We start from the raw sequence: 20,189 nt of genomic DNA, 5'->3' as shown, positions 1-20,189 counted from the left end.
GCTCTGACTGGGCCGGACGCTTGTGGCCTGTACCTGGAAAATAGGCTCGCGAAATATGGCAGAATGCCGACAGCCGCATTCGGCAAACCGAACCTATCATATCCAAGAAACGTCATCAGCTTAAGGCCCCAGTCGCAAATGAAACGAACCGCGTTCTTCATCTCCGATGGCACCGGCATCACCGCCGAAACCCTGGGCCAGAGCCTGCTCGCTCAATTCGAAAGCATTCCGTTCAATAAATTCACCCGTCCGTACATCGACAGCCCGGAAAAAGCGCGGACCATGGTGCAGCAGATCAACACGGCTGCAGAGCGCGATGGTATGCGGCCGATCATCTTCGACACCATCGTCAATCAGGACATCCGTGAGATCCTGGCGACGTCGAACGGCTTCATGATCGACATCTTTTCGACGTTTTTATCCCCGCTGGAGCAGGAATTGACTGCCCATTCGTCGTATTCCGTGGGCAAGTCGCACTCGATCGGCGGCAATTCCAACTACATGGAACGGATCGAGGCGGTCAACTTCGCCCTGGATAACGACGACGGCGCGCGCACCCACTACTACGACAAGGCCGACCTGATCCTGGTCGGCGTGTCGCGTTGCGGCAAGACCCCGACCTGCCTGTACATGGCCATGCAGTTCGGCATCCGCGCAGCCAACTACCCGCTGACCGAGGATGACATGGAGCGCCTGCAGCTGCCGGCGGTGCTGAAAAAACACCACAACAAGCTGTTCGGCCTGACCATCGACCCCGACCGCCTGACCGCCATCCGCCACGAACGCAAGCCCAACAGCCGCTATTCGAGCTTTGCCCAGTGCGAGTTCGAGGTGCGCGAGGTGGAGAACCTGTTCCGCCGCGAGAACATCCCCAACATCAACTCCACGCATTTTTCGGTGGAAGAAATTTCAGCGAAGATCCTCGTTGAGAAAGGTGTGGAGCGCAGGTTCAAATAAGCCTGCACCGGCCTCTTCGCGGGCAAGCCCGCTCCCACAGGTACTACACCGTCATCAGCTGAGGTGCAGATCCTGTGGGAGCGGGCTTGCCCGCGAAAGGGCCGGCACAGGAGTACAAAAAAAAGCCCCGGCATCGCTGCCGGGGCTTTGTTTACCTCACCAAAAGGTTCAGGAAGGCACCACCGCCGCCTGCCCGCTCATGGCCAGGTCGACCAGCTCGCGGTTGGCCACCGCGTACATCGCATAGTCGGTGCCGGTGGCGTTGCGCAGGTCGTCGAGCATGGCGCGCCAGCGCTCGACCATCACCCGATGCTGCTCGGCCCACAGCGCCACACGGGCGTCCATGTCTTGTGGGGCATCGGCCATCTGCAACACCGAGATGGTGATGGCCCGCTGTTGCAGGTCGATGTCGTCGCGGAACGCCTCGCGGGCCAGGGCCTGCCAGTTGTTCTCCACCGGCAGGTTGCTGATTTCCTGCAGGTACCAGGTCAGGTCCAGCGCGCTGCCCACGGCGAAGAAGGCCTTGGCCACCTGCGCCGGGTCATGGCCGGTCACGTCCGAGGCCTCGATGATCGGCAGCAGGGTGTACAGGTGGGTAGTGCCGGCCACCATGCGCGCCAGCAACTCCGGTACACCGGCGTCGACGAAGCTCTGGTACCGCACCATCCAGCGCTCGCGGGTCGGCCCTTCCAGCAGCTCGTCGAGCTTGAGCCCCAGCTGCGCGATCTTCGGCCCGAAGTGCGCGGTGTCACGCCCGGCATCCTGCTCGTTGCGCCGGCTGCGCAGGAACCAGCGGGTGGCGCGGCGGCCCAGGCGCATCAGCTCGTCCATCAGGGTCAGCTGGATTTCCGCCGGCACCTGGTAGTCCAGCGCCTCGATCTGGCGGAACCAGTGCGGCAGGTGGAAGATGTCGCGCACGATCACATAGGCCCCGGCGACGTTGGCCGGGCTCATGCCGGTCGACTCCTTCAGGCGCTGGACGAAGGTGATGCCCATGTTGTTGACCAGGTCGTTGGCGATCTGGGTGCTGACGATTTCGCGCTTCAAACGGTGACGGCGCATGGCTTCGGCGAACTTGCTGACCAGCGACGGCGGGAAGGCGGTTTCCATGTCGCGGGTCAGGTAGTCATCGTCCGGCACCAGCGACTTGAGCAGCTGTTCCTTGAGGTCGATCTTGCTGTACGAGATCAGCACCGACAGCTCGGCGCGGGTCAGGCCCTGGCCGGCGGCCAGGCGCTCGGCCAGCTGTTCTTCGGACGGCAGGAACTCGATGGCCCGGTCCAGCTTGCCACGGCCTTCGAGGTCGGCCATCAGGCGCTTGTATTCGGCGATCCGCTCGCGGGCGCGGCGGGCAGCCAGCGACAGCGCCTGGGTCTGCTTGTAGTTGTTGCCCAGCACCAGGCCGGCCACTTCGTCGGTCATGCTGCCGAGCAGCTGGTTGCGCTGCTTCTCGGTCATGTCGCCACCCTGCACCACTTCGTTGAGCAGGATCTTGATGTTGACCTCGTGGTCGGAGCAGTCCACGCCACCGGCGTTGTCGATGAAGTCGGTGTTGGTGGCGCCGCCGTGCAGGCCGAACTCGACACGGCCGAGCTGGGTCATGCCGAGGTTGCCGCCCTCGCCCACCACCTTGCAGCGCAGCTCGTTGCCGTTGACCCGCAGGGCGTCGTTGGCCTTGTCGCCGACATCGGCGTGGCTTTCACTGCTGGCCTTGACGTAGGTGCCGATGCCGCCGTTCCACAGCAGGTCGACCGGCGCCTTGAGCAAGGCGTGCAACAGCTCGGTCGGGGTCAGGCGGTCCGCCTCGATGGCGAAGCGTTCCTTCATCTGCGGGCTGATGGCGATGCTCTTGGCACTGCGCGGGAAGATCCCGCCACCTTCGGACATGATGCTGCTGTCGTAGTCGCTCCAGGCCGAACGCGGCAGGTCGAACAGGCGCTTGCGCTCGACGAAGCTGGTGGCCGGGTCCGGGTTCGGGTCGATGAAGATGTGCAGGTGGTTGAACGCCGCCACCAGCTGCAGCTTGTCGGACATCAGCAGGCCGTTGCCGAACACGTCACCGGCCATGTCGCCGACGCCGATGACGGTGATCGGGTCCTGCTGCACGTTGATGCCGCGCTCGCGGAAGTGGCGCTGCACGCCAACCCAGGCGCCACGGGCAGTGATGCCCATCTTCTTGTGGTCATAACCGGCCGAGCCACCCGAGGCGAACGCATCGCCGAGCCAGAAGCCGTAGTCGATGGCGATACCGTTGGCGATATCGGAGAAGGTCGCGGTGCCCTTGTCGGCCGCCACCACCAGGTACGGGTCGTCATCATCGTGACGCACCACGTTGGCCGGCGGCACCACGCCACCGTCCTTGAGGTTGTCGGTGATGTCGAGCAGGCCAGAGATGAAGATGCGGTAGCACGCCACGCCTTCGGCGGCGATCTCGTCGCGCGTGCCGCCCAGCGGCAGCCGGCGCGGCAGGAAGCCGCCCTTGGCGCCAACCGGCACGATCACCGAGTTCTTCACCTGCTGGGCTTTCACCAGGCCCAGCACTTCGGTGCGGAAGTCTTCCTCGCGGTCCGACCAGCGCAGGCCGCCGCGGGCGACGTTGCCGAAGCGCAGGTGCACGCCCTCGACCCGGGGCGAATAGACGAAGATCTCGAACTTCGGCACAGGCTTGGGCAGCTCGGGGATCAGCTTGGGGTTGAACTTGAAGCTGAAGTACGACTTGTTCTGGCCGTTGGCGTCCGGCTGGTAGAAGTTGGTGCGCAGGGTGGCCTTGATCAGGTCCAGGTAGCGCCGCAGGATGCGGTCCTCGTTGAGCACCTGGACATCGTCCAGGGCGGTGAGGATCGCCTGTTCCAGGCGCTGCTGCTTGTCGTCCAGGTCTTCGTTGGTGAGCTTGCGCGCCAGGTAGAAGCGGGTCTTGAACAACCGGGTCAGTTCGCGGGCGATGTCGGTGTGGTTGTTCAGGGTGCTGGCGATGTAGCCGAGGTCGAAGCCCAGGCGAATCTGCTTGAGGTAGCGGGCATAGGCGCGCAGCAGGGCCACGTCACGCCATGGCAGGCCGGCGGTGAGGACCAAGCGGTTGAACGCGTCGTTCTCGGCGTCGCCGTTGACGATGTGGACGAAGGCATCCTGCAGGGTGTCGTTGAGCTGCTGGATGTCCAGGTTCAGGCCTTCGCTGTAGGTGAAGGCAAAGTCGTGGATCCAGAACTCACGGCCGCTGGCGTGGCGCAGGCGGTAAGGGAACTCGCCGAGCACGCGCAGGCCGAGGTTTTCCAGGATCGGCAGCACGTCCGACAGCGCCAGCGGGGTGTCGGCGTGGTACAGCTTGCAGTGCAGCAGACGGTCGCCCAGGCGGGTCAGCGGCTGGTAGAAACTCATCGCCAGCGGCTTGCTCTCGGACAGCGCCACCACGTGCTGCAGATCGACCACCGCCGAATGCGCCGGGAAGCGCTCGCGGTAGCCTGCCGGGAAGCCTTTGGGGAAGTCACCGAGGATATTGGTGCCCTGGGCCTCACCGAAGTTCTCGATGACCAGCGCCGAGTAGTCGTCATGCCACGAGCGGCAGGCCTGGATCACTTCGTTTTCCAACTGCTGCGGGTCGATGTCGATGCGGTTCTTCGGGTCGACCCGCAGGATCAGTTGCACACGCGCCAGCACCGATTCGGAGAAGAACGTCCAGAACTCGCAGTCGCTGGCCTTCAGGCGCTCCATCAGCACCTGCTGGATCTTCTGCCGCACTTCGGTGGAGTAGATCTCGCGCGGCACGTAGGCCAGGCAGTAGCAGAAGCGCCCGTATGGGTCCTTGCGCAGGAACACGCGGATCTTGTTGCGCTCCTGGATCTGCACGATCGACATCACGGTGTTGAACAGCTCGTCGATCGGCGTCTGGAAGAGGTCGTCGCGCGGCAGCACTTCGAGCACCTGGGCCAGCTCCTTGCCCAGGTGTGCTTTCGGGTCGAAGCCGGAACGGCGCTCGACTTCGGCGACCTTCACACGGATGTAAGGGATGGCATGCACGCTCTCGCCATACACCGACGAGGTGTACAGGCCCATGAAACGGTGTTCCTTGATGACCTTGCCATCGGCGTCCAGCTGGCGGATCGACACGTAGTCCGGGTAGGCCGGGCGATGCACGCGGCTGGGCAGCGCAGCCTTGGCGAACGACAGCAGCAGCGGCTCGTTGAGGTAGGCCACGGCGTAGTCTTCGATGCGCAGCTCTTCTGCCGTCAGGCCCACCCGCAGGCGGCGCGGCAGGCCGAGGAACGACTGTTCGTCGTAGACCATCTGGCCACCGGTGCTGTCGGCCTGGACGGTGAATTCTTCATAGCCGAGGAAAGTGAAGTGGTTGTCCAGCAGCCACTCCAGGAAGGCCTTGACCTCGCCCTTTTCATGCTGGGCCGGGCCATAGGCGGTGTTTTCCACCTCGGCGACGACTTCACGCAGCTTGGCTTTCATCGGCTCGAAATCGGCCACCGCCACGCGCACTTCGGCCAGCACCTGCTCGATCTCGCGGGCCAGCACGGTCAGCTCGGCGGCATTGGCGCAACGGTCGATCTCCAGGTACATCAGCGACTCATGGCGCACACCCTCGCCCTGGGTGCCCTTGGGCAGCAGCTCGAGCAGTTCGCCCTTGGCGCCTCGGCGCACGCTCAGCACCGTGGTCTGCAGGGTGTGGATGCTGTAACCGCGGCGGTTCAGCTCGGTACGCACCGAGTCGACCAGGAACGGCAGGTCGTGGTGCAGCACTTCGACCACGGTGTGGGTCGACTGCCAGCCATTGCGTTCGTAATCGGGGTTGTACACCCTCACTTGCGGGTATTCGGGGTCGAAGCGCTCGATGATGCGCCACGCCGAGAGGGTGCAGCCGGCCAGGTCCGAAAGCCGGCGTTGGGTGAGCTCGTCCAGAGAGATGATGCCGAAGAACTGCTCGGCGAACAGCGCCACTTGTGGCAGGGACTGTTCGCTGATGTGCTGCGCCAGGGCCGCTTGCAGTTGATGCTGGAAGTCGGCTTTGCTGGCTGCGGTGAAGAACGCCATCTGTGGTACTCCGCTTGGGCTTTGTAATAGTTGAAGCGTCGCGCACGTCCGCCATGTACGGATCAACGATAGCCAACCCATGGCAAGCCGGACGTAAAGTTCAGGGCTCGCCGAAGCTTAACGACTGATGGGTCATCACCGCTTGCAACGCTGCGACAATTTCGGTCAAGGGGCGGCAACTTTACGTTTATGGATGTGTGCAAGGCTGTCAGAATTCCCTCTCATTCCCTCGAACTGAGTTGTAGCCATGCAAATCAAGACCGCCGTGCTGTTCGCCACCCCTTGCGATGACGAGGAAGACAACATGGCGACCCTGTGCTGCCACAGCGACAAGGGGCAGATGTTTCTGCTGACCCGCTACCCGGACGAAGACACCGTCGACCTGACCCTGGATGACGAGCCCTCGACACTGGATGGGCTGAAGGTGACCTTGAGCGCGCAACGCCTGCTGATCGAGGTGGCGGCCGGGGATCGCGATGCGCTGAAAGGGGATGAGGCGCTGGAGATCCTGCTGACCTCGGCGGGGACTGACCTTGAGGAAGTGGCACTGACCCTGAAAAACATCCTCGATGGCACCGGCACCTTCGTCAGCGAGCTCTGATTTTTTCCTGCTCCGGCCCTGCAAAGCGCACAGCCCATTGAAAAAATTGACAGCCCTGCCTGATCGCAGGCATTGTCTGACAACCTGATAACTAGGCAACCGTTTCCATGCTAGAGCTCCAGCGCCCCGACACCTTGGTCGAGCGGGTGGTCAGCGCCATCCGCGCCGAGATCGATTCCGGCCGCCTGGCCGCCGAATCGCGCCTGCCCACCGAACAGCAACTGGCCGAACAGCTGAACGTCAGCCGCTCGGTGGTGCGCGAGGCCGTGGCACAGCTCAAGGCCGACGGCGTGCTGATCGCCCGTCGCGGGCTTGGTTCCTACATTTCGCAAACACCTGCCGGTACCGTGTTCCGCTTCCCCGGCAGCCATGGCCGCAAGCCGGACCTGGTGCAGATGTTCGAGATGCGCCTGTGGATCGAAACCCAGGCCGCCGCCATCGCCGCCCGCCGCCGCGACGAACAGGACCTGGCCCACATGGCCAAGGCCCTGCAAGAGATGCTCGACAAGCGCAGCGATTTCGCCACGGCCTCGGCTGCCGACGTGGCCTTCCACCGGGCAATCGCCGAAGCCAGCAAGAACGATTACTTCGTGGCCTTCCATGACTTCCTCGGCGGCCAGCTGGCCAGCGCCCGGCGCACCGCCTGGGAAAACTCCGCTGCCCACTCGGTGGGTGGCTCGGCCGACGCCAACCGCGAACACCAGGCGCTGTACCAGGCCATCGCCGCAGGTGACCACCAGGCAGCCGCAGCCTGCGCCGAAGCGCACCTGCGCGCTTCGGCCAAACGCCTGAAGCTCGACCTCCCCGCCCTCGACTGACCCCTGGAGATACAGGCGCGGCCCGGCGCGGGCCTTTTTACGCACTACTTAGTCTGACAACCTGATAAGCAGATCCACCGACAAGAACACCAAGGTACCCCTGCATGACCTACGACTACTGCATCATCGGCGGCGGCATCGTCGGCCTCGCCACCGCAATGGCCCTGCTCCAGCAGCGCCCAGGCGCATCCCTGCTGATCCTGGAGAAGGAAGCCAGCCTCGGCCGCCACCAGACCGGCCACAACAGCGGCGTGATCCATGCGGGCATCTACTATGCGCCGGGCAGCCTCAAGGCCGAACTGTGCAAGCGTGGCGCCCAGGCGACCAAGGACTTCTGCAGCGAGCACGGCATTGCCTTCGAGGTCTGCGGCAAGCTGCTGGTGGCCTCCAACGACCTGGAAGTGCAGCGCATGCAGGCGCTGTATGAGCGCTCGCAGATGAACGGCCTGAAGGTCGAGCGCCTGGACGCCGCCGCCCTGGCTGAACGCGAACCGAACATCGTCGGCAACGGCGCGCTGTTCCTCGATGCCACCGGTATCGTCGACTACACCCAGGTGTGCAACGCCATGGCCAAGGTGATCCGCCAGGCCGGCGGCGAGGTGCACCTGTCGACCAGCGTGCGCGCCATCCAGGAGCATGCCGACCACGTCGCCATCGGCACCGACAGCCAGACCTGGCGCGCCCGCCAGCTGGTCGCCTGTGCCGGCCTGCAGTCCGACCGCCTGGCGCGCCTGGCCGGGGTGAAGATCGACCACCAGATCATCCCCTTCCGCGGCGAGTATTACCGCCTGCCGGCCAGCAAGAACCAGATCGTCAACCACCTGATCTACCCGATCCCTGACCCGGAGCTGCCGTTCCTCGGCGTGCACCTGACGCGCATGATCGACGGCAGCGTCACCGTCGGCCCGAATGCCGTGCTCGGTTTCGGTCGCGAGAACTACCGCAAGTTTTCGGTCAACTGGCGCGACGTGGCCGAGTACGCCCGCTTCCCCGGCTTCTGGAAGACGATCTGGAACAACCTCGGCTCGGGCACCACCGAGATGAAGAACTCGCTGTTCCGGCGCGGCTACCTGGAACAGTGCCGCAAGTACTGCCCATCGCTGGAAGTGGCGGACCTGCTGCCGTATGAAGCCGGCATCCGTGCCCAGGCGGTGATGCGCGACGGCACCCTGGTGCACGACTTCCTGTTCGCCGAGACCCCGCGCATGGTGCATGTCTGCAATGCCCCGTCGCCGGCTGCCACCTCGGCCATCCCCATCGGCCAGATGATCGCCGAGAAGATCCTCAAGGCCCGCTGAAACCTGCAACACCCACAACTACAAAGACAATAAGGAACCCCCCCATGTCGATACATGAGGCGGCCCCGGCCGCGCACGAGACCCCGCAACAGCAACGCAAGCGCCTGCGCAAGGTGGCGGCGGCGACCATCTTCGGCTCGATGCTGGAGTGGTACGACTTCTACCTCTACGCGACCATGGCGGCGATCGTGTTCTCGAAGATCTTCTTCGATGCCAGCAACCCGGCGGTGGCCTCGCTGCTGGCCTTTTCCACCTTCGCCATCGGCTTCATCGCCCGCCCCTTCGGTGGCGTGCTGTTCGGCTACCTGGGCGACCGCTTCGGGCGCAAGCATGTGCTGGTGATCACCTTCTGCATGATGGGCGTGTGCACGGCGCTGATCGGGCTGATCCCGAGCTATGCCAGCATCGGCATCTGGGCACCGATCCTGCTGGTGGTGATCCGCATCATCCAAGGCCTGGGCGCGGGCGCCGAACTGTCCGGCGCGGCAGTCACCTCCTACGAACATGCCAGTGAAGGCAAGCGCGGCAGCCAGGGCGCCTGGCCGGCGCTGGGGCTGAACCTGGGGCTGCTGCTGTCATCGCTGACCGTGTACCTGCTGACGATGAATGGCAACGACTTCCTGCTCGCCGGTGGCTGGCGCATCCCGTTCATTGCCAGCATCGCCCTGGTGGCGATCGGCCTGTGGGTGCGCAAGAGCATCCCCGAGACACCGGATTTCAAGGAGCTGGACAAGGCCGACAGCAGCAAGCCGCAGGTATCGCCGTTGAAGCTGCTGTTCAGGAACGACCTCAAGGGCTTGGCCGTGGTGTTCTTCGTGGCCATCGGCTACAACGCCCTGAGCTACATCTTCAAGACCTTCTCGCTGGCCTACCTGACCCAGTTCAAGGGCGTGGAGGCGCATGTCACCTCGCTGTCGGTGACCATTGCCAGCCTGGTGGCGATCTTCGCCGTGCCGTTCTTCGGCTGGCTGTGCGACCGCTGGAGCAGCAAGACCGTGCTGATGCTCGGCGGGGTGCTGTCGGCACTGTTCGCCTACCCGTTCCTGCAGCTGTTGAGCACTGGCGAGCCCACCCAGATCTACATCGCCATCGCGATCGGTACCGGCATCCTTGCGCCGATGATGTTCGCCCCGCAGGGTTCGTTCCTCAGCCGCCAGTTCCCGACCCAGACACGCTCGTCCGGCTTTGGCACCGGCCGCGAGATCGGTACGGCGGTAGCCGGTGGCCTGGCGCCGCTGGGCGGGCTCGCCCTGGTGGCCGGGTCGGCGACCCATTCCACCGATGGCGTGGCGCTGATCCTGGCGATTGCCGGGGTGCTGGTGGTGGTGTTCGCCCTGTGCGACCAGGGGCGCAAGCATTCCACCTCGAAAAACTGACCCTACCAGGCGCGCGGGTGCGCCTGCAGCGATAAAAATCCCGGCGTTCATTGGTCGGCGCCCCCCTGGATAGATTAAAGTATCACCCCCTGCCAGGTCGCCCGCGACCTGGCCCAGCCCCAGGAACCGCCGCCGATGGAACACCGTGAAGCGCTGATCGCGCTACGCACCTTTCTTTCCTCCCAGATCCTAGGCCAGGAAAAGCTGGTCGAGCGGCTGTTGATCGTGTTGCTGGCCGACGGCCACATGCTGGTCGAAGGTGCGCCCGGCCTGGCCAAGACCAAGGCCATCAAAGAGCTGGCCGAAGGCATCGAAGCTCAGTTCCATCGCATCCAGTTCACCCCGGACCTGCTCCCGGCCGACATCACCGGCACCGAAATCTATCGCCCGGAAACCGGCAGCTTCGTGTTCCAGCAGGGGCCGATCTTCCACAACCTGGTGCTGGCCGACGAAATCAACCGCGCCCCTGCCAAGGTCCAGTCGGCACTGCTAGAAGCCATGGCCGAGCGCCAGGTCAGCGTGGGCCGCAGCACCTATGACCTGTCGCCGCTGTTCCTGGTCATGGCCACGCAGAACCCGATCGAGCAGGAAGGCACCTACCCACTGCCCGAAGCCCAGCTCGACCGCTTCCTGATGCACGTGAAGATCGGCTTCCCCGATGCCGCCGTGGAGCGTCGCATCCTGGCCCAGGCCCGTGGCGAAGCGCTGGGCGGCGAAGTGAAACCCGAGCGCCGGGTCAGCCAGCAGGCGATCTTTGCCGCGCGCAAGGAAATCCTCGGCCTGTACATGGCCGACGCCGTGGAGGAATACCTGGTGCAGCTGGTCATGGCCACCCGCACCCCGGCCAAGTTCGACGCCGAGCTGGCCGACTGGATCGCCTATGGCGCCAGCCCGCGGGGCTCGATCGCCCTCGACCGCTGCGCCCGCGCACATGCCTGGCTGGCCGGGCGCGACTTCGTCAGCCCCGAAGACATCCAGGCGGTGCTGTTCGATGTGCTGCGCCACCGCATCATCCTGTCGTTCGAAGCCGAAGCGGCGGGGATCGACCAGGACCGCGTGGTCCAGCGCATCCTCGACGTCGTGGCCGTCGCCTGACCCATGCCCACCGCGCAGCAGGCCGAACCCGGCATCCGCATCGGCCTCGCCGAACTGATCGACATGCGCCACCGCGTGCGCGAGATCCAGCTGTTTTCCCGCCCCGGCCAGCGCAGCCCGTTGGTCGGCCTGCACCATTCCAAGCTGCGCGGGCGTGGCGTGGACTTCGACCAGGTGCGCGTGTACCAGGCCGGTGACGACGTGCGCAACATCGACTGGCGTGTGACCGCACGCACCCAGGAGCCGCACACCAAGCTGTTCCACGAAGAACGCGAACGGCCGATCTTCATCCTGGTCGAACAGAGCCAGCGCCTGTTCTTCGGCTCGGGGCTGATGTTCAAGTCAGTGCTCGCCGCCGAAGCGGCCGCGCTGTTCGGCTGGGCCGCGCTGGGCCACAACGACCGCATTGGCGGGTTGGTGTTCGGTGACAACGAGCACCACGAGATCAAACCCCGGCGCAGCAAGCAAAGCCTGTTGCAGCTGCTCAACCGCCTGGCCAAGGTCAATCAGGCCCTGCACACCGAAGCCGCGCCCCAGGCCGACAACCTTGGCCTGGCCCTGCGCCGTGCCCGTGAAGTGCTGCGCCCCGGCAGCCTGGCCATCGTCATCTGCGACGAACGTTCGCTCAGCGCCCAGGCCGAGCAACACCTGGCCATGCTCTCGCGCCATTGCGACCTGCTGCTGATGCCGGTGTCCGACCCGCTCGACCACGCCCTGCCCGCTGCCGGCCTGCTGCGCTTCGCCCAGCGCGGCGCCCAGCTGGAGCTCGACACCCTGGACGCCAACCTGCGCCAGGCCTACCGTCAACAGGCCGAAGCGCGCATCGAGCGCTGGGAGCTGATGGCGCAGAAGCTGCGCGTGCTGCTGATGCCGCTGAGCACCCAGAGCGAGATGATCGAGCAACTGCGCGAATACCTGAACGCCCAGCGCCCCGGGAGCGGTCAATGAACCCGCTGGACCAGCTGCAACCGTTGATTGCACCGCCTGCGATCGGCCTGTGGCCGCCGGCACCGGGCTGGTGGCTGCTGCTCGCGCTGCTGCCCCTGCTGGCCTGGGGCCTGTGGCGGTTGCGCCACTGGCGCCCGGGCAAGCGCCCGGTGGTGCGCGCCGAGCTGCCGCTCGACCCGGTGCGCCTGGAAGCCCTGGCCGAACTCGCCCGCCTGCCACGCCCCTACGACGGCGCCCCGGCCGGCGCCTGGCTGCAGCAGATCAACGCCCTGCTCAAGCGCCTGTGCCGCAACCACTACCCCGGCGCCAACAGCCATACCTTGAATGGCCGCCAGTGGCTGGCCTTTCTCGACAACCGCTGCCCGGCGGCCGGCCTGACCCGCTGGATGGTGCTGGTCGAAGGCGCCTACAAGCCCGAGTGCAAGCTCGACGACAAGGCCATCGTCGGGCTCAGCCAGGCGGTTGAAACCTGGATTCGCAAACATGTTTGAACTGGCCTGGCCGTGGATTTTCGCGCTGCTGCCGCTGCCGTGGCTGGCGCGCCTGCTGCTGCCTGCCGCCGACAGCGGCGAGCCGGTGCTCAAGGTCGGCTTCCTCGACGAACTGGAAGGCCTGGCCGGGCGCCGCGCACGCCTGAATTTGCCCACCCTGCGCCAGCAGGCGCCGTATGTGCTGATCTGGCTGTTGCTGCTGTTGGCCGCCGCGCGCCCGCAATGGCTCGGTGAACCGGTGCCGGTGGCTTCCAGCGGCCGCGACCTGCTGGTGGCGGTGGATGTCTCGGGTTCGATGGACTTCCCCGACATGCAGTGGAAAGACGAAGACATCAGCCGCCTCGACCTGGTCAAGGCCTTGCTCGGCGACTTTCTGCAGGACCGCCAGGGTGACCGTGTCGGCCTGATCCTGTTCGGCAGCCAGGCCTACCTGCAAGCGCCGCTGACCTTCGACCGGCGCACCGTGCGCACTTTCCTCATTGATGCGCAGATCGGCATCGCCGGCAAGAACACCGCCATCGGCGACGCCATCGGCCTGGCGGTCAAGCGCCTGCGCCAACGCCCGGCACAGAGCCGGGTGCTGGTGCTGGTCACCGATGGCGCCAACAACGGCGGGCAGATCCACCCGCTGACCGCCGCTCGCCTGGCTGCCCAGGAAGGCGTGCGCATCTACACCATCGGCATCGGCGCCAACCCCGAAGCCAGCGGCACGCCCGGCCTGCTCGGCCTGAACCCGAGCCTGGACCTCGACGAAGCGTCGCTCAAGGAAATTGCCGACATCACCCACGGCGCCTACTTCCGCGCCCATGACGGCGCCGAGCTCAGCGCCATCGGCGACACCCTCGACCAGCTCGAACCGGTGGCCCAGCAACCGACTCAGGCGCGCACCGCCAAGGCCCTGTATGCCTGGCCGCTGGCCTTGGCCCTGCTGCTCAGCGTGCTGCTGGTGGTGGCGGTGCAATGGCCCGACAACCTGCTGCACAAGGTGCTGCGCAAACCGCGTTTCCTGCAGCCCCATCCGGAATGGCGCCAGCGCCTGAAACGCCTGCGCCTGAGGAAACGGCGATGATCGATCTCTGGCCACAATGGTTGCGCCCGCTCTGGCTGCTGGTCGTGCCCCTGCTCGGCTGGCTGCTGTTCAAGCTGTGGCACCGGCGCAAGCGCGCCGGGCGCTGGCAGATGATCCTGCCGCCGGCCTTCCACCCGGTGCTGCTCGGCGGCGGCAGCGGCAGCAACAGCAAGCTGCCGTGGGTGGCCCTGGGCCTGGCCTGGCTGCTGGTGGTACTGGCCTTGCTCGGGCCGAGCTGGCAGCGCCTGGAAGAAACCCGCCAGCGCCCGGCCGACCCACTGGTGATCCTGCTCGAACTGACCCCGCAGATGCTCGCCGAAGACGTTGCCCCCAACCGCCTGGAACAGGCCCGGCGCAAGATCCTCGACCTGCTCGAACACCGCAGCGACAGCCAGACCGCGCTGATCGTCTATGCCGGCAGTGCGCACACCCTGGTGCCGCTGTCGGACGACCTGGGCACCACGCGCAACCTGCTGGAGGCCATCGACCCGTCGATCATGCCCAAGCCCGGCCAGCGCGCCGACCTGGCCGTACAGAAAGGCCTGGCCCTGCTGGCCCAGAGCGGCCTCGGCCAGGGCCGCCTGCTACTGGTCGGCTCGGCGCTGAGCGCACCGGAACGCCAGGGCATCACCCAGGCCCTCGGCCGCCAGGGCCCGAGCCTGCTGATGCTCGGCATCGGCACCGGCGACGGCGCTCCGGTGCGCCAGGCCAATGGCGAATTCCTCAAGGATGACCAGGGTGGCATCCTCCTGCCGCGCCTCGACAGCGCCAGCCTCAAGGCCTTCATCAGTGGCACCGGCGGGCGTTACCGCCATGCCCGCATCGACGACCTCGACCTGCGCGGCCTGGGCCTGTTCGACAACCCGCGCCACCTGCGTGATGCCGGCCAGACCCTGCAACTGGACAGCTGGGCCGACCAAGGTTACTGGCTGTTGTTGCCGCTGTTGCTGCTGGCCGCCTGTGCCGGGCGCCGTGGCTGGCTGTTCTGCCTGCCGCTGCTGCTGGCCCTGCCGCAACCCAGCCAGGCCTTCGAGTTCAACGACCTGTGGCTGCGCCCCGATCAACAGGGCCAGATGCTGCTGCGCAAGCAACGCCCGGCAGACGCTGCCCGGCACTTCCAAAACCCGCAGTGGCGCGGCATGGCGCTGTACCAGGCTGGCGACTACGCCGGTGCCGCCGAGGCCTTCGCCCAGGGCGACAGCGCCGCAGCCCACTACAATCGAGGCAATGCCCTGGCCCGCAGCGGCGAACTGGAGGCCGCCCTGGACGCCTACGAACAGGCCCTGGAGCGCCAGCCCGACCTGCAGCCGGCACTGGCCAACCAGGCGCTGGTGCAGCAGTTGCTGCAGCAACGCGCTGCCCAGGCCGAGGAACAACCGGCCAACAGCGATGCCCAAGGCACCCCGGGCAGCGAAACCGAAGGCAACAGCAGCTCGGCCAGCAGCCCCGTCCAAGGCACGCCAGGCAGTGAACAACAGGCCAGCGCCGAACAACCCGGTGAAGGCAGCAACAACAGCCAGGCGGCGCCTGGCAACCAGGGCGGCGATGACGACAGCATCACCCAGCCGCCACAGCGCCCGGTATCGACCAACCTCGATGCCGAACAGCGCCAGGCCCTGGAACAATGGCTGCGCGAGATCCCCGACAACCCGGCGGAGCTGTTGCGGCGCAAATTCTGGTATGAACAGCAATTGCATCAGGAAAAAACACGATGAGTCGCTTCGGCGTCTTGCTTCTCAGCCTGTTGTGGGCCGTCATGGCCCAGGCCCTACCCACGCTGCAGGCCAGCGTCGACCGCACGCGCCTGGAGGCCGGCGAAACCCTTGAGCTGACCCTCGAAAGCCAGGACGTGACCCAGTTCGGCAAGCCCGACCTGCGCGCCCTGGACAGCGACTTCGAAGTGCGCGGCACCCGCCAGCTGAACAGCCTGCACACCCTCGACGGCGAAACCCGCGCCAGCACCCGCTGGATCATCACCCTGCTGCCACGGCGCAGCGGCAGCCTGCGCATCCCCGAGCTGCAGCTGGGCCAGTCGCACAGCCAGGCCATCGACCTGCAGGTGCTGCAGGCCGACGCCAGCCGCCCGGAAACCGCCTCGCAGGTGTTCGTCGAGGCCACCCTGGACAGCAACGAGGTGTACGTCCAGGCCCAGGCCGTGCTGACCCTGCGCATCTACCATTCGGTGTCGCTGTACGACGACAGCAGCCTGAGCCCGCTGCAGCTGGAAAACGCCAAGGTCGAGCCGCTGGGCGAGTCGCGCACCTACGAGAAAGAAATCAACGGCGTGCGCCACGGGGTGATCGAGACCCGCTACGCGGTGTACCCACAGCAGAGCGGCGACCTGGACATCCCACCGCTGACCTTCACCGCCACCGCCGCCGACAACGGCCAGCAACCCGCCGGTACCGCCCGGGTCGGTCGCCAGGTGCAGGTCAGTTCATTGCCGCTGCGCCTGGCCGTACGCCCCATTCCCGCAGCCTGGCCTGCCAACGTACCGTGGCTGCCGGCACGCAGCCTGACCCTGGAAGAACACTGGAACCCCGACCCCGCCAGCCAGCAGCCACAGATTGGCGACTCGCTGACGCGCAGCATCACCCTGCGTGCCGAAGGCCTGTCGAGCACCCAGCTGCCGCAGCTGCCCGCCACCGAGATCGTCGGCCTGCGCCGTTACCCGGACCAGCCAGTGCTGCGCAACGAGATCAGCGAACGCGGCATGACCGCCAACCGCGAGGAACGCGAAGCACTGGTGCCGACCCACAGCGGCAAGCTGGCCCTGCCGGCAGTGGAAGTCACCTGGTGGAACACCCGCGAAGACCACCTGGAACACAGCAGCCTGCCGGCGCGTATGCTGGACGTGCAGGACAACCCGGCGCTGAGCGCCGACACGCCGGTCAGTGACAGCAGCGGTGCCAGTCACCTGCTGTGGCCCTGGCAGCTCGCCACCCTGCTGTTCGCCCTGACCACGGTGCTCGGCTTCGCCCTGTGGTGGCGCGCCCGCTCGCAACCGGCGGTATTGCGTGCTGCGCAGAACGGGCCAAGCCCGCGTACCTTGCTCGACGACCTCAAGCGCGCATGCCTGGCCAACGACCCGCAAGCTACACGCCAGGCGCTCGATGCCTGGGCACGCCAGCAGCCGGAAACCCTGGCCGAGATGGCGGCGCGGTTCGTGCCGCTGTCGGATGCGCTGGATGGGTTGAATGGGGCGCTTTACAGCGAGAGTGGGCAGTATTGGCAGGGTGAGGATCTGTGGCGGGCGATCGGCACGATCCCGCCGGCGGAACAGGTGTTGTTGCCGGCGGGTGAGAGTGGGAGCTTGCCGCCGCTTTATCCGAAGTGAGGGGGCGGCGCTCGATCTGACAGGCACTGAATCTTTCTCGCCAGGCTCCTGCCAGCCCTGACGCCATCAAGAATTCAGATAAACCGCTGCCCCTCAAACGGGTTCCAGCCATTCACCCCTTTGGTCTGCTTCAGGTAATAAGCCCGGTTGCTCAAGAAACTATAAAGAAACGCAAACGCCATGCTGATCCCGTTATCCACCGGACGCGGAATCTCGCTCCCCGTCACCGCCTCGACGACACCCAGCAGCAACCCAAGGGCGATCATGATCGCCAGCATGACCAGGTTCTTCTTCCACAACCCCAGCACGAACCAGTAGATCGGGCCGAAGAAAAAGCCGATGAAGTTATTGTTGATCAGCAGCTTCTTGCGAAAAGGCAAGGCACGGAAAGCGGCTTTGTATGACTCGGAGGTCGGCGCGCCGTGCTGATCGAAGAAGGCGAAACGCTCTTGCCATTTAGGCTTGAGGTTGGTAGAGGTGGATTGGGATTGCGGGATACCTTCCATGGGGAGCTCCGTGATGATCGTCCGTGGGTTTCGAATGGCCATGAACATGGCAGGCTCGGAGGGTAGTTCACGGTTGACATCAGAGCAAGCACTGCAACGGGGGCAGAGTGAGAGCCAGATCACAATCCGTTCCTTAACCCGCTTTCTCATGCAATCAAAACCACCTCAACAAAAGCCAACGCCTCTAGCTACACTCCCGAACTTCCGCATTTTCCAGACCAAACCTCTTGAGAAGTTTATATACCGCTTCCGAAATAACCAGACGATGATCCTGAGCCAGACCGAAATCAGAGACACCCGCTACGCCGAAAACCTTCAACCATACAAACTCCGGAAGCATCACACCGGGGTTGAACGCATCAAAGATTTCGGATTTTTTAACACCAACAGGACCAAAGCCGACCCCCGAGAGGCCAGCCTCTTTTATTGCGATCGATACGACTTCAGCAACAATAAAGCAAGGAAAAGACTCAAGAAGCTGATCACCAAGCCAACCATCAAACTGAAATTCCAAAGAGTGAACAACAGGAGGATGTATAGAGGCATCCAGAACTGTCCCGCCACCCAGCCCTCCTGCCACCTCCGGCTCAATGTAATAGTACAGAGCGCTAAATTTATCAGCCTCTCAAGTGCGCTGCATGATTAGATTCACCATAAAGCCTAAAATATCGTCGAAACATTCGAATTCCTCAAAAATATTATCAAAAGCTTGCTTATCCCTCACTTGGTATCTTCCGCTCAGCAAGTCCAGCACATACTCGTCTTGATCGCTTTCCCCAAACACTAAAAAATTCCTCATAAACTCTACCTCCCTTGCAATTTGGTTTAATTCTAAAAAGTCATGACTAAAGCCATCACTGTCAGGATATTTATGCGGCCGACTTGAATATATAAATACCCCTCCTGATGCCACGCCATCAAACCTGGACAAAAAATCTATATACTGCTCCGGGAGAATTGCAGAAAATTCTCGCCTTACAGATAGCTCAAGCAGTTCAATATCATGCTTACTGGCAGCCCTCCCCACAAATATCTCCGCGGGACAGAGTGAACTGATCAATTTTAGTATTATCTTTTCAGCCTCAATATTCAATTTCATTCTCCGGGGCCCGGATAGATTTTCGAGTCTATGACTGGCCACTCCATCCAGCGCTTATCGCCAGCCAGCATTCCTTTTGTCAAAGCCTTCTGCTGATTCGTTAACACTTTATGGAATGGTTCACTTTTGATAAGTGTCAGATTGCTAAAATCATTTGTACCTCCATCATCCAGAGGCCATACATGGTGAACCTCCCACTCTTTGCTAGGTACCCTTCCACTTTGAATTCTGCTTATTTCCGCATCATTAAATCCTGCCTTTTTCAGGAGGGTGACCTTCTCCGCATCGCTGGATAACTCTTTCAGAAACTGAGACCTAGCCCTGCTATCAAACTCCCTCCGCAAGGTCTTCAATTGATCGGTCGGGCGTTTGATATAGAGAAATCTCTCGGTCTTCACATCCGGTAGCCTGTAAAGCTCACCGCGCAGCATGCCGACATAGCCTTTTGCGCTACGTCTTGTTATCTTCAGATTGCCAAAATTGGCAGCAAGACCTCCGTTCTCACCGAATCGGTAACGTGATGCCAAACTTCCGGCTATCACTGCTCCGCCAAACGCCAAAAGTTTTTGTTGATCAGAATCCTGACCATACAGCTTTACTCCATAGCCACCTGCAACGGTGCCGCCAACCACACCCCCAAACGTCCCCCAGAGCGTCATTGCCGGCCCCACCAACGCCACCGCACTGGCAACCCCCACTCCAAATACCGCCGCCTCAAGCCATCCGGGTACTTCTGGAACGATCTCATCCGTGGTCTCGGTATCACCGCCGATAAACACGTTCGATGACCCCGCACTAATTCTCCCGTCACAGACCGTACTGTCCCCAACGCGTGCAGCAGGTTGTCCGTTGATGTAAACCGTGCGACTGCCTTGAGCCAGGGTTTGCGGCACGCCGGGATGATCGGTGCACAGCGCTTTATCGACATGCGCTCTGGCAGCGGGCCTGCCATTGATATGCACGTTGTCAGAGCCTGAGGTAATCCACCCGGTCTCGCGTTGAGCATGCGAAAGACTTCCCAGCAACTGACCAATCCCAGCGCCTGTTGCGGCGCCAGCGCCGATCATGGCCGCAATTGCCAAACCACCCAGTCCACCGGTTCCGACCACTGCAATCCCGACCAGCACCGCTCCGGCCCCCAGAGCAAGGCCGGCCAATAACCCGCTCAATGCACTGGAGTGTTCTACCGGATCATCCTGTCGGGCAGCGGCGCCGGTCATACGGCGGCTGCCTTTTCAACTTCCGTTGCGCGTAGCGCCAGGCTGCCGAGCATTTCCTCGAAGGCACTGCGCTCGATAGCGGTCATGCCCTTGGGATTGTTGCTGGACGCGGTGATCTGAATCAGTAGCGGGCATCCATGTTCGTCCCGGTGCAGAAAAATCAGCTGAATCTGGTGCACGGGCTGACCGTGTTGACGCCAGCGCAACTCGGCTCGTCTAGCCTCAACACCTGCCACCTCGGCAGCTGAAAGCGGCTCGAGCCATTGAAGATGAGCGAGTGATTTTTCTAATTCCTTCAACAACTGTTGTGAAAGCACTTCCAGATCTACATCGGGTGAAA

General features: G+C 63.7%; 17 protein-coding genes. 11 read left to right on the top strand and 6 right to left on the bottom strand.

Annotation, left to right across the window (positions count from 1 at the left end; all coding sequences use genetic code 11):
• Positions 1-138: 138 nt before the first annotated feature.
• Positions 139-957: a pyruvate, water dikinase regulatory protein gene (locus CAF78_RS02875; protein ID WP_027919327.1), complete on the top strand. Its 819-nt coding sequence runs from the start codon at positions 139-141 to the stop codon at positions 955-957.
• 168 nt (positions 958-1,125) lie between these two features.
• Here CAF78_RS02875 and CAF78_RS02870 read toward each other — a convergent pair whose 3' ends face one another.
• On the bottom strand, positions 1,126-5,991 hold the full coding sequence (locus CAF78_RS02870; protein ID WP_085674907.1) for an NAD-glutamate dehydrogenase: 4,866 nt from the start codon (positions 5,989-5,991) through the stop codon (positions 1,126-1,128).
• 247 nt (positions 5,992-6,238) lie between these two features.
• Here CAF78_RS02870 and CAF78_RS02865 point away from each other — a divergent pair, with 247 nt between their 5' ends.
• The 10 genes from CAF78_RS02865 to CAF78_RS02820 all read left to right on the top strand — a co-directional run bounded on the left by CAF78_RS02865 (position 6,239) and on the right by CAF78_RS02820 (position 17,024).
• Positions 6,239-6,592 (top strand): hypothetical protein, encoded by a 354-nt coding sequence (locus tag CAF78_RS02865; protein ID WP_085674908.1) that lies wholly within the window; start codon positions 6,239-6,241, stop codon positions 6,590-6,592.
• 107 nt (positions 6,593-6,699) lie between these two features.
• Positions 6,700-7,410: a FadR/GntR family transcriptional regulator gene (locus CAF78_RS02860; RefSeq protein ID WP_085674909.1), complete on the top strand. Its 711-nt coding sequence runs from the start codon at positions 6,700-6,702 to the stop codon at positions 7,408-7,410.
• Between the two features lie 104 nt (positions 7,411-7,514).
• Positions 7,515-8,708: an L-2-hydroxyglutarate oxidase gene (lhgO, locus tag CAF78_RS02855; RefSeq protein WP_085674910.1), complete on the top strand. Its 1,194-nt coding sequence runs from the start codon at positions 7,515-7,517 to the stop codon at positions 8,706-8,708.
• A gap of 44 nt (positions 8,709-8,752) precedes the next feature.
• Positions 8,753-10,084: an MFS transporter gene (locus CAF78_RS02850; protein ID WP_085674911.1), complete on the top strand. Its 1,332-nt coding sequence runs from the start codon at positions 8,753-8,755 to the stop codon at positions 10,082-10,084.
• Between the two features lie 135 nt (positions 10,085-10,219).
• Positions 10,220-11,179 (top strand): MoxR family ATPase, encoded by a 960-nt coding sequence (locus CAF78_RS02845; RefSeq protein WP_027919334.1) that lies wholly within the window; start codon positions 10,220-10,222, stop codon positions 11,177-11,179.
• Positions 11,180-11,182: 3 nt separating this feature from the next.
• Positions 11,183-12,127 carry a DUF58 domain-containing protein gene (locus CAF78_RS02840; protein ID WP_085674912.1) on the top strand — a complete coding sequence of 315 codons (945 nt, stop codon included), beginning with the start codon at positions 11,183-11,185 and terminating at the stop codon, positions 12,125-12,127.
• Complete coding sequence (locus CAF78_RS02835) at positions 12,124-12,618, top strand: DUF4381 domain-containing protein (RefSeq protein ID WP_085674913.1); 495 nt, start codon at positions 12,124-12,126, stop codon at positions 12,616-12,618. Before CAF78_RS02840 ends, CAF78_RS02835 begins: the two co-directional genes overlap by 4 nt.
• Positions 12,611-13,687, top strand: coding sequence for a VWA domain-containing protein (locus CAF78_RS02830; protein WP_085674914.1), 1,077 nt, complete (start codon positions 12,611-12,613; stop codon positions 13,685-13,687). Before CAF78_RS02835 ends, CAF78_RS02830 begins: the two co-directional genes overlap by 8 nt.
• Complete coding sequence (locus CAF78_RS02825; protein ID WP_085674915.1) at positions 13,684-15,402, top strand: tetratricopeptide repeat protein; 1,719 nt, start codon at positions 13,684-13,686, stop codon at positions 15,400-15,402. Before CAF78_RS02830 ends, CAF78_RS02825 begins: the two co-directional genes overlap by 4 nt.
• Positions 15,399-17,024, top strand: a complete 1,626-nt coding sequence (locus tag CAF78_RS02820) for a BatD family protein (RefSeq protein WP_085674916.1) — start codon at positions 15,399-15,401, stop codon at positions 17,022-17,024. Before CAF78_RS02825 ends, CAF78_RS02820 begins: the two co-directional genes overlap by 4 nt.
• A 74-nt stretch (positions 17,025-17,098) precedes the next feature.
• Here the strand turns inward: CAF78_RS02820 and CAF78_RS02815 are convergent, their stop codons facing one another.
• The 5 genes from CAF78_RS02815 to CAF78_RS02800 all read right to left on the bottom strand — a co-directional run.
• On the bottom strand, positions 17,099-17,530 hold the full coding sequence (locus CAF78_RS02815; RefSeq protein ID WP_085674917.1) for a DUF2628 domain-containing protein: 432 nt from the start codon (positions 17,528-17,530) through the stop codon (positions 17,099-17,101).
• Between the two features lie 184 nt (positions 17,531-17,714).
• Positions 17,715-18,110: a hypothetical protein gene (locus CAF78_RS02810; RefSeq protein ID WP_256573842.1), complete on the bottom strand. Its 396-nt coding sequence runs from the start codon at positions 18,108-18,110 to the stop codon at positions 17,715-17,717.
• Between the two features lie 45 nt (positions 18,111-18,155).
• Positions 18,156-18,629, bottom strand: a complete 474-nt coding sequence (locus CAF78_RS27635; RefSeq protein WP_218189735.1) for a YrhA family protein — start codon at positions 18,627-18,629, stop codon at positions 18,156-18,158.
• The gene (locus CAF78_RS02805) at positions 18,626-19,849 is read right to left on the bottom strand and encodes a PAAR domain-containing protein (protein ID WP_085691016.1); all 1,224 of its coding nucleotides are present in this window, start codon (positions 19,847-19,849) and stop codon (positions 18,626-18,628) included. The genes CAF78_RS27635 and CAF78_RS02805 overlap by 4 nt, the downstream gene beginning before the upstream one ends.
• On the bottom strand, positions 19,846-20,189 hold a 344-nt coding region (locus tag CAF78_RS02800), incomplete at its 5' end, for a DcrB-related protein (RefSeq protein WP_143515004.1). The genes CAF78_RS02805 and CAF78_RS02800, both read right to left, overlap by 4 nt.

Source organism: Pseudomonas sp. R28(2017) (genome assembly GCF_002112505.1).
Lineage (GTDB): Bacteria > Pseudomonadota > Gammaproteobacteria > Pseudomonadales > Pseudomonadaceae > Aquipseudomonas.
The sequence above is the reverse complement of the archived record's forward strand: the minus strand, read 5'-3'. Positions and strand labels throughout refer to the sequence as shown.

Coding starts and splice junctions, on each gene's coding strand:
- CAF78_RS02845 (WP_027919334.1), top strand. CDS start 10,220: ATGGAACACCGTGAAGCGCTGATCGCGCTACGCACCTTTCTTTCCTCC.
- CAF78_RS27635 (WP_218189735.1), bottom strand. CDS start 18,629: ATGAAATTGAATATTGAGGCTGAAAAGATAATACTAAAATTGATCAGT.
- lhgO (WP_085674910.1), top strand. CDS start 7,515: ATGACCTACGACTACTGCATCATCGGCGGCGGCATCGTCGGCCTCGCC.
- CAF78_RS02820 (WP_085674916.1), top strand. CDS start 15,399: ATGAGTCGCTTCGGCGTCTTGCTTCTCAGCCTGTTGTGGGCCGTCATG.
- CAF78_RS02835 (WP_085674913.1), top strand. CDS start 12,124: ATGAACCCGCTGGACCAGCTGCAACCGTTGATTGCACCGCCTGCGATC.
- CAF78_RS02840 (WP_085674912.1), top strand. CDS start 11,183: ATGCCCACCGCGCAGCAGGCCGAACCCGGCATCCGCATCGGCCTCGCC.
- CAF78_RS02825 (WP_085674915.1), top strand. CDS start 13,684: ATGATCGATCTCTGGCCACAATGGTTGCGCCCGCTCTGGCTGCTGGTC.
- CAF78_RS02805 (WP_085691016.1), bottom strand. CDS start 19,849: ATGACCGGCGCCGCTGCCCGACAGGATGATCCGGTAGAACACTCCAGT.
- CAF78_RS02875 (WP_027919327.1), top strand. CDS start 139: ATGAAACGAACCGCGTTCTTCATCTCCGATGGCACCGGCATCACCGCC.
- CAF78_RS02865 (WP_085674908.1), top strand. CDS start 6,239: ATGCAAATCAAGACCGCCGTGCTGTTCGCCACCCCTTGCGATGACGAG.
- CAF78_RS02870 (WP_085674907.1), bottom strand. CDS start 5,991: ATGGCGTTCTTCACCGCAGCCAGCAAAGCCGACTTCCAGCATCAACTG.
- CAF78_RS02815 (WP_085674917.1), bottom strand. CDS start 17,530: ATGGAAGGTATCCCGCAATCCCAATCCACCTCTACCAACCTCAAGCCT.
- CAF78_RS02850 (WP_085674911.1), top strand. CDS start 8,753: ATGTCGATACATGAGGCGGCCCCGGCCGCGCACGAGACCCCGCAACAG.
- CAF78_RS02830 (WP_085674914.1), top strand. CDS start 12,611: ATGTTTGAACTGGCCTGGCCGTGGATTTTCGCGCTGCTGCCGCTGCCG.
- CAF78_RS02860 (WP_085674909.1), top strand. CDS start 6,700: ATGCTAGAGCTCCAGCGCCCCGACACCTTGGTCGAGCGGGTGGTCAGC.